This is a genomic window from Streptomyces sp. NPDC058964, from assembly GCF_042741275.1.
Classification (GTDB): domain Bacteria; phylum Actinomycetota; class Actinomycetes; order Streptomycetales; family Streptomycetaceae; genus Streptomyces.
Genome location: NZ_JBHYKH010000078.1, coordinates 1 through 8,932, shown reverse-complemented (window position 1 = coordinate 8,932; position 8,932 = coordinate 1). Strand labels below are relative to the sequence as shown.

8 protein-coding genes are annotated in these 8,932 nt (G+C 73.7%); 3 read left to right on the top strand and 5 right to left on the bottom strand.

Annotated features, from left to right (window positions below; translation table 11 throughout):
• The first annotated feature begins 118 nt into the window (after positions 1-118).
• On the top strand, positions 119-1,138 hold the full coding sequence (locus ACFW2E_RS13005; RefSeq protein ID WP_384465674.1) for a copper resistance D family protein: 1,020 nt from the start codon (positions 119-121) through the stop codon (positions 1,136-1,138).
• 222 nt (positions 1,139-1,360) lie between these two features.
• Here the strand turns inward: ACFW2E_RS13005 and ACFW2E_RS13000 are convergent, their stop codons facing one another.
• Positions 1,361-2,752 (bottom strand): macro domain-containing protein, encoded by a 1,392-nt coding sequence (locus ACFW2E_RS13000; RefSeq protein WP_384465672.1) that lies wholly within the window; start codon positions 2,750-2,752, stop codon positions 1,361-1,363.
• A 301-nt stretch (positions 2,753-3,053) separates the two neighbouring features.
• Between ACFW2E_RS13000 and ACFW2E_RS12995 the strand changes: the two genes are divergently transcribed.
• Complete coding sequence (locus tag ACFW2E_RS12995; RefSeq protein ID WP_384465670.1) at positions 3,054-3,644, top strand: macro domain-containing protein; 591 nt, start codon at positions 3,054-3,056, stop codon at positions 3,642-3,644.
• Entirely contained in the window at positions 3,578-3,793 is a 216-nt protein-coding gene (locus ACFW2E_RS12990) for a macro domain-containing protein (protein ID WP_384465668.1), read from the top strand. Before ACFW2E_RS12995 ends, ACFW2E_RS12990 begins: the two co-directional genes overlap by 67 nt.
• 52 nt (positions 3,794-3,845) lie before the next feature.
• On the opposite strand, the gene ACFW2E_RS12985 is transcribed toward ACFW2E_RS12990, so the two are convergent.
• From ACFW2E_RS12985 to ACFW2E_RS12970, 4 genes are all read right to left on the bottom strand, one after another.
• The gene (locus ACFW2E_RS12985) at positions 3,846-4,553 is read right to left on the bottom strand and encodes a TIR domain-containing protein (RefSeq protein ID WP_384465666.1); all 708 of its coding nucleotides are present in this window, start codon (positions 4,551-4,553) and stop codon (positions 3,846-3,848) included.
• Entirely contained in the window at positions 4,550-6,157 is a 1,608-nt protein-coding gene (locus ACFW2E_RS12980; RefSeq protein WP_384465664.1) for a hypothetical protein, read from the bottom strand. The genes ACFW2E_RS12985 and ACFW2E_RS12980 overlap by 4 nt, the downstream gene beginning before the upstream one ends.
• Positions 6,158-6,214: 57 nt before the next feature.
• Positions 6,215-6,913: a hypothetical protein gene (locus tag ACFW2E_RS12975; RefSeq protein ID WP_384465662.1), complete on the bottom strand. Its 699-nt coding sequence runs from the start codon at positions 6,911-6,913 to the stop codon at positions 6,215-6,217.
• A gap of 342 nt (positions 6,914-7,255) precedes the next feature.
• On the bottom strand, positions 7,256-8,719 hold the full coding sequence (locus tag ACFW2E_RS12970; protein ID WP_384465660.1) for an FG-GAP-like repeat-containing protein: 1,464 nt from the start codon (positions 8,717-8,719) through the stop codon (positions 7,256-7,258).
• Between the last annotated feature and the right edge of the window lie 213 nt (positions 8,720-8,932).

Here is an 8,932-nt window from a genome sequence, read left to right as displayed (position 1 = left end):
CGGGGGGCGCGCGCGCGGGGCGCCGGGGGGGGGGGGGGGCGGGCGCCCCCCGCCCCCCCCCCCCGCGCCCCCCCGCCCCCCCCCCCCCCGGCCCCCCCCCCCCCCCGCCGCGGGGGGGGTGTTCTGCGTCGGCCTGGCCCTGACCTGGGCGGCCGCCGAGCACGCCTCGGCTGGCATCCAGGTGCCGCTCGCGGTGACCTCGTCCGTCCTGCACCTGCTGGCGATGGCGGTCTGGCTCGGTGGCCTCACGGCCCTGCTGATCACGTTGTACCGCGCCGCCGAGCCCGTTCCGCCGCTCGTCGTCGCCCGCTTCTCCCGCCTCGCCTTCGCCTCCGTGACCGTCCTGGTCGTCACCGGCGTCTACCAGTCGTGGCGCGGTCTGGGTTCCTGGAGCGCGCTGGCCGACACGTCCTACGGCCGTCTCCTGATCGCCAAACTCGGCGCGGTGACGCTGCTGCTGGCGGCGGCGGCCCGCTCGCGCCGCTGGACGGCACGGCTGGCGGCGGCGCAGGTACCGGAGACCGTGCGGGAGCGGGTACCGGAGCCGGTCGGAGGACGGGCCGGGGCATCGGCCGGTGGGCCTGCCGGCGGGCCGCCGGCGGCGGAGCCGTCGCCCGGGGCGGCCGCGCAGGCTCCGCCCTCCGGTCCGGACCCGTACCGCCGTGGCCTGCGCCGCTCCGTGCTCGCCGAAGTGGCGGTCGGTGTCGTGGTGTTGGTGATCACGACGAATCTGACGGGCACGCTGCCGGGCCGGGCGGCCGCCGAGGCGTCGCAGTCGGCGGCGACGGCACCGGGTCTGCCGGCCGCCTCCGTCACCGTGGTCCCGTTCCGGGTCGGCGACCACGGCGGCAAGGTGCAGATCACCCTGGACCCCGGCCGTGTGGGCCCGAACTCCGTGGAGGCCGTGGTCTTCGGCCCCGACGGCGGCCTCGCCGCCGTCCCCGAACTCCGCCTCGCCTTCACCCTGCCCGCCCGGAAGATCGGCCCGGTCGACGCCAAGGTGACCGACCGGGGCGGTTATTGGGGAACCGACTCCGTCAACCTGCCGATCCCCGGCACCTGGACGATGCGGGTGACGGTGCGGGTCTCGGACCTTGACCAGGTGACGGTGTCGAAGCCGGTGCGGATCGTCCGGTAGCGGCGCGGCCGCCGGGGGTGCCCCGGAACGGGGCCGCGTCCCGTCGGAACCGGATCGGAAGCGGATCGCGGCTGCCCCCGGAAGCGCCCGCGGCGGTGCACTGGGGTGCGGTGGGGCCGGGCGCCGGTGGTGGACCGTGCGGTCGGCCGGACGATGCCGCTCGGGGGTCGGGGGATGCGGAAGAACCCGGCGGACCGGACGGATACCGAGGGGCGCCCGGTCTCACCTTCGGCCCGAGTCGGCCTTCGGCTCCCGTGCCAGCTCCTGGAAGCGCCGCTCGACCGGGGAGAGATCCGTGCGGGCCAGATCCTCGGGCCGGACGACGACGCGCAGTTCGGGGGTGAGCGCGGGGTGCCGGCGGCAGGCGTCGATGAACGAGCCGACGATCAGGTCCACGAGCTGCCCGCGGTCGAGATCGGTGACCCGGGCGAGCCCGGAGCCGATGAGCGGGACGGCGACCGGCTTGAACAGCCCGTGCACGGCCACCGAGGCCCAGAGGCTGTCCAGGCTCAGCCGCAGCTCCGCACGGCCGGACCGGGCCACCAGGTCGTTGCCGAGCCGCGAGTAGGCGGTCGCGAACACCCGGCGGCCGTCCACGGGCACGGCGACCGTCGTGCCCACGGGGTAGCGGACGCGCCGCCCGCGGGGCTTGGCCCGGACGCTCTCGGTGCCCACGGACCGCACCGTCCGCAGCCCGGCCCGGAGCTTCTCGTCCAGCGCACGGCGCTCCCCGGCGAAGAGACGGTCCACGAGCTGGCTCTGCACGCTGTCGCGGCTGATGACGATGTCCCGGTCGGTCTCCGTGTCGAAGGTGTCGGTGAATCCGACCACCAGGTTGGAGTCCGTCTGCTCGAACAGGTCGCCGCGGACCAGGACGACCTCCGCCCGCTGACCGGGCAACGGCACGGTGTGCCGGAGCAGTTCGTCCCCGTGCCGGGCGCGGAGCGCGGCGCGCAGGACGTCGAGGGTGTGCGCGGCCTCGGGATCGCCGGGGTGGTCGTGGGCGATCAGCTCGGCGACGGGCAGGGCGAGGTCGTGGCGGCCGAGATCCGTCCGGACGCGGACCAGTTCACGGCGGGCGGAGTCCCGCAGCGCGGTGAGCCGCTGGATGAAGGGGGTCGCGAAGTCCTCGCCGTCGACCTCGGCCAGCGGTCTGCCGTGGATCATCGACAGGGCCTCGGCGAGGCGGTGCGCGGCGGTGGCCGGCGGAGCGAGCAGCGCGCTGCCCGCGACCGCGGTGAACCGCGTGCTGTCCAGCTCCTCGGGCCGCAGCACCAGGCGGTAGGCGGTCTCCGGGCCGTGCACGGTGACCTGCTGTTCGGTACGCAGGACCCGGGCGGCGGTGCCGTCCCGGCCGGGGTCGAGGGCCCGCCGCAGCTCCAGGACGCGTTTCTGCACCTCGTTGCGGCTGCGCTGGGCCAGGTGGCGCGGCTCGTCGGCCAGGCCCCACACGTCACGGCGCAACTGCCGTACCGGCACGGCCTCGCCCTCGGCGGCCACCAGGCGGACCAGCAGCCGGGCGGTCAGCGGTGTCAGCCGGGCCGGAACTCCGTCGATCTCGAGCTGGACCGGCCCCAGAACCCTCACCTGAATACGCGTCCCGGCGTTTTCCATGCGCGTCTTCCCCCTCGCCGCAGCATGCCGCAAAGCGAATGGCACGCTAGCACGACGCCTTGGAGGAGACATGAGTACGGATGATTCCGCCGGGCTCGCTCCGATCCGCAGCCGGAGCGGTTTTCGGGCCCGGTCCGGAACGTCGCCGCGAACTCGTCCCGGATTGCCGTTGCGACTGCGCGCGACCCGGCGTGCCCGGCAGGTTTTCCTGCGCAACACGATGGCCGCATTCGGCGGGTTGTCGGCGGTCCTGCAGTTCGCCGGGCAATTCTTTCCGCGGAGTTTTCCCCATCCCGGCGCGGTGACCGCGGTGTCGGTGGCGGCGCGCCTGGTGGGTGGGCTCGCCCAGGCCCGTCCGGTGTCCCGGGTGCGGCAGGTGTGCGGGCGGCCCGACATGACCGTGGTGGTCGAGGCGGGCGACCTGTTCGAGCAGCCGGCGCACCTGGCCGTCGGGTTCTGCGACACCTTCGACACCGAGCCCGCCGGTGGAGAGGTCATCAGCGGAGCCAGTGTGCAGGCGCAGTTGCTGGACCGGCGGTACGGCGGTGACGTGCCGCGGCTGGACGCGGAACTGGACGCGGCGCCGGCCGGCCTCGCGCCCGTCGCGCGCGAGAACCGGGACCGCAAGCCGCTGGGCAAGCTGGACCGGTATCCGATCGGCACCGTGGCGGTGCTGGGCGCCCGGCCGCGGCTGGTGTTCGCCGTGGCGTACAGCCGTATCGGCAACGACTGCGTGGCCGCCCCCGGCGTGGAGGACCTCTGGACCGGTCTCAGCCGCCTGTGGGACGCGATCCACCGGCGCGCCCAACCCTGGAGCGGGTCGCGATGCCGCTCGTCGGCTCGGGGCTGTCCCGGATCGATCATCTCGACCGGGACAGCCTGCTGCGGCTGATCCTCATGTCCTTCGTCGCCCGCTCGGGGGAGGGCGCCGTCTGCCGGGAGCTGCGGCTGGTGGTGCGGCCCGCCGACCTGGAGCGGATCGGCATGCGAGAGGTGGCGGCGTTCCTGAGGCGCCTGGCGGCGGAGGCCGACCGCACATGAGGGAAGGGGGCGGGAACCCGGGCTCCCGCCCCCTTCGCCCCGGTGCGCCGGGTCAGGCCAGGCGCCGGTAGGCGGAAAGGTCCTGGAAGTACCGGGTGTCGCGCCACTCGGGCCGGGTGTCGTCGAGCCGGCAGCCGGCCAGCCGCAGCCGCGCGGCGATCTTCGCGAGGGCGGACTCCGAGCCGTCGAAGCGGATGACGTTGCGGCCGGCGGTGTCGGCGACGTGCCGCAGCCGTCCGACCTCGACGATCACGGTCCGCTCCGGGTAGGCCATCAGCACCATCCCCAGCTCGACCAGCACGTTCTGGCGGGGCTGCCCGGTCAGCCGGGTCTCGTCCTCCCGCTCCGCGTTGCCGAGCAGTTGCGGGTGGAGCTTGGCGACGTCGTCCGGGGTGAGCAGGACCAGGGCCGCCTGGGCCTGGGAGGGCGCGTTCGCGACCACCTCGCCGAGGAAGGGCGCGGTCTTCCCGGTGGCCCGTACGAGTTCCTCCCATTCCAGCGGGCGCAGGTCGAGCCGGCGCAGCAGCCCGAACATCGCCTGCCGCACCTCCTCGTCCCGGCCGTGCACGACGAAGACGCTGCGGCTGCGGTCGTGTTCGGAGGGCGCGGGCCCGGTGGCCCGCTCCGCCGCGGCGGCCGGAGCCGCCTCCGCCGTCCGCGGGCCGGGGGCCGGCGCCGCCTGGTAGGTGTAGCCGAAATGCTGGTTGTGGCCGCCGAGGACGTTCACGCTGTTGTCCCCGAACCGCTGGTTCTCGCTCATGACGGCTGTGCCCCCTGGTTGTTGGGTGACGGACCGCCACCCGGCTGGTAATTGAAGCCGAAGTGCTCGTTGTGCCCGCCCAGGACATTCATGTTGTTGTCCCCGAAGAGGATGTTGGTCTGCGCCCGGTCGTGGTCGGCGAGATCCACATCGTGCTCACGCAGAAACGTACGGATGTTCTGCAGCAGACGGCGTTCCACGATCCGCATGTATTTCACGGCGTCGGACTTCTGGAAGAAATGGTGGTAGGTCTCGCTGGTGGCCATTTCCCGGACGCTCATCAGGGCACCGCAGTCGACCGAGTCGGTCACATAGCGGCCCAGCCGGAATTCGCTGGTGTCGACCTCGGTGGGCTCCGTGCCGAACGTGACGACGGTCCCCGCGCCGTGCCCGGGACGCACCATGCGCCGCAGCGGCGGCGGCAGCAGACGCCGGGGGACGGCGCGCAGCGGCAGCAGCCACAGCGCCAGGCACCAGCGCGGCGTGGCCTTGACCATGTCCCACGCCACCCGCACGGCCAGCCGGCGGTCGAACGCGTCGGGCAGGCGGTCCACGAGGTGGAAGTCCCGGACGAGCGGCCCGAGGACGTACGTGTAGAACTCGGTGTGCAGCGTGTCGCCCTTGATGTCGAACCCGACGAACATCGAGGTCACCAGCTCTTCGTTCCACGATCCGACGCGCACGCACAGGTACTCGCGGGCCGAGTCGTAGTCCTCCCGCCAGTGGATGTCCGGGAGGTCGCCCAGCCCGGGCAGCCTGCTCCAGCCCGTTCCACGCGTCCGGTCGTTCGTCCTGATCGCCGTGGTGAAGCGGCGCCGCTCGACGGTCAGCCCCTCGATGCGTTCGTCGGGACGGGCCTCGTCGCGCAGTTCCGCGGCCATCCGGTCGGCGACGTAGCGGGTGATCTCGGGGACGGTGAACGGTTTGACGGGCTTGCGTTCCAGGCTGTCCAGGTCGAGCCCGTCCGCGGCGGCCTGCTTGCGCGAGGCGAACAGGTTCCTGGGTGCGCCGAGCAGCAGTTGGGCGCTGGACCAGTCGCGCAGGGGCTCGCCGGCGCCGACGAAGGGCCGGAATCCGCCGTAGAAGACCAGTCCGCCGCTCGAGGACTGCTCGCCGTCGATCTTGTGGATCAGGTCGTCGGTCAGGCTGCCGTTCGCGGGATAGGAGCCGTCGAAGCCGCCGTCGGGGCCGGTGTCCTTCAGACGGGTCATCAGGGTGTGCAGGGTGACGATCCGGCGCAGGTACGCCGCGCCCCACAGCGCCCAGCACAGGATCAGGGCGGCGGCCGGGGGGTTCAGTGTGCCGTTCCCCGTCAGCACGGTGACGAGGACGGCCGAGCCGATGGCCACGCCCAGCTGGATCCGGCGGAGGCGGCGGGCGGCGAGGGCGTGTGCCAGGACGGACACGGTGTCGTAGCCGTAGGACGGCGCGACCACTCTGAAGCGGTGCTTGAGCAGTTCCCGGATGACGTTCCCGCGGTAGCCGGGGTCGAGATACGTGCCCGCGGCCAGCAGACGGGTGGCCTTGGTCCGCGCGTACGCGCGCGTGACCGGGGTTCCTTCGGGCGGGCCGGGGGGACGGGGACGCAGGGTCTGTGTGGCCATGCTGGTTCAGCGCTCCGCTCGTGCCGGCGCACCCGGGCGGGGGGTGCGCACGGGTGGTCAGCTGGTCGGGGTTGCCTTGCCGCCGGTGATCTCGCCGTCCCGGACGGTGTACGTGGCGTCGTACGAGCGGGTCGTGCCGTCCGTCTGCAGGGCGTCGAGGGTGATCCGTACGTCGGACCCCTGGACGGACACGAAGGTGACGGTGTCCCGCTGGGTGTCGGCGTAGCCCGCGGCGTACGAGTCGTAGTCGGCGTCGAAGTGCTTTCCGCCCAGGTTCCAGGCGGTGCGGTAGTCGCGGTTGTTGATCGCCTCGAAGTAGGCGGCGACGACCGCCCGCGGTTCCGCGGAGCCGGTCGGCGTGCCCTGGTCCGGCGATGGGCCGAGGCCGCCGTCCCCGGGCTGTTCCGCCCCCTCGGCCGAGACCGAGCCGGGAACCGCGGAGGCGGTGCCCGGAGTGACGGGGTCGGAGTACGGCCACGTCGGCGAGGGGTCGGACCGGTCCGGGGTCCCCGGCCAGCGGCCGGTGGTGTCCCCGGCCACGGCGGCCGGGCCGGACTCGTCGCCCAGTCCGCCGGTCAGGCCCAGGCCCAGGACGAGCAGCAGGGGTAAGCCGGCGACGGCGAGTCCCCAGGTGCGGGCGGGCCCGGTGGGCGGTATCAGTCCGACGCCGCGGTACGGCCTCGGCGGGGCCGGGGCGGCGGGGGCGTACGGAGGGGCGGATCCGGTTCGGGGGTACGGCAGGCCGGGGTCGTTCATGGGGTACTCCAACGTTCACGACAGTGCGCCGGTTCGCTCACGCCGCCTGCTTACACGGCCGTCCGGAGCCGCCGGCCCGTTTGCCGACATGTCGCACGATGCGTACAGGCCGGTGGTATGGGGTCGCGGCGTCCCGGCCGCCCTCGGGCTGGTGGGCCGGCTGACGGCTCCGATGCCACCAGTGCCACCGCTTCCGCGGCCAGCGGGCATCCGCTTCCGAACCGCTTCCGAGCCGTCCGACGGAGCACGACCAAGGCCCCGCCCGACCGGTCGGGGCCTTGGCGGGACGGACTCACCCGGCCACGGGGCCGATGGCCCTCCGCGCCTGGTGCACCCGGGGGGTCACCGGTTGCCCAGGTACCTGCCGTACGCGAGCGCGCTCTTCGGGGAGGGCAGGCCCAGCTCGGCGGGAGTGAAGGCGGAGGAGCCGTTGGCGCTCGCCCGGGGCAGCAGCCACACGCCGCCCGAGCCGGCGTTCTCGCCCGGGGAGCCGACCGCCACGTCGGCCCTGCCGTCGTGGTTGTAGTCACCGGTGGCGACGGCCGCGCCGAAGGCGTCGCCGGCCTCCGCGACCCCCGGCACGCGCGGCGTGTCCTGCTGGAACCCGACGGAGTGGGCTTCGCCCCCCGCGTCGACGAGGCCGGCCGGGCCGCCGAACAGGAGGGTCGCGGCCCCCGCGCCCGTACGGGTGCCGATCGCCTCACCGGGGGCTCCGGCGATCAGGTCGTCGCGGCCGTCGTTGTCGATGTCGGCGACGGTGAGGGCGGCACCGAAGTGGTCACCGGTCTCCGCGACGCCCGCCACGCCGGCCGTGTCCTGGTTGAGGGTCTGCTGCCGGAACCCGAAGCTGCCGGGCGTGGCGCTGCCGTAGTGGACGTGGATGCCGCCGCCCTTGGCCAGCTCCTCGGGGCCGCACGGGTCGTCGATGTTCTCGTCGGCGATCTCCCGGCACTCACCGAGGGCCAGGTCGTCGTGGCCGTCGCCGTCGAAGTCGCCGGCGGCGAGGGCGGAGACCCCGGCGTTGTCGGTGTTCCAGGTGTTGACCACGGCCTGCTCGGTCGCGTCCCAGGCCCACAGGCGTACGTGCGACTGGGTGAACGGGGTCTTCTTCGTCCAGTACCCGACCGCTAGGTCCGCCTTGCCGTCCCCGGTGAAGTCGCCGGTGGCGAGGACGGGGGCGCGGCCCCCCATGGGGGCGGCGACGACCGTGGCGACCATGCTGTCTTCGCCCTGGGCGACACGAGCGACGACCTTGTCCGTGCCGCCGATCACGATCTCCTTGTTGCCGTCGCCGGTCAGATCGGCCGCCGCGACCGATTCGCCGTACGCCGCCGACGCCGAGGGGCCGTCGAGGACTACGGACCCCGAGCCGGGGCCGTCCTTGCCGCCGCCCACCGCGAGGACCATGCCCACGTCCTTGCCGCGGCCGGTGATGTCCTCGCCCGGGGCGCCGAGGAGGAGTTCCGCGATGCCGTCGCCGTTCAGGTCCACCAGCTCCACGGAGGCGCCGAAGCGGTCGCCCGCCTCGGGGGTGCCCGGGACCTCGGGGGTGGCCTGGCTGATACGGATGCTGCCGTGGGCGCCGATCCCCTTCGGGCCGCCCCAGACGATGTTGACGTAGCCGGCTCTCGCCTTGCCGCCCACCGTGCCGTCGGGTACGCCGACGGCGAGGTCCGCGTAGCCGTCACCGTTGAAGTCGCCGGGGGTGTGTGCGGGAACGGCGGCCGAGGCCGGAAGGGTCAGCCCGGTGGTGACCGCAGCGACGATGGCGGCTGCCGTGGCGTACGTCCGTATCCGACTGCGCACGTGGGCTCCAAGGTGTTCGAGGCGTCCGAGGTGTGGAGTTCACCTGTGGGACATCCGGAGGGCACCGAGGGTTGTGCCGGTGCGGGACGGTACGCGCGCCTCCATGTGACGTCCGTCCGCCCGCTCATCGGGAATCCGGCGACCGGATGCTCCTGAACCGCCGAGAACCCGGCTGAGACGGACAACGTCGATGGGGTGCCCCCCCCAACGGGG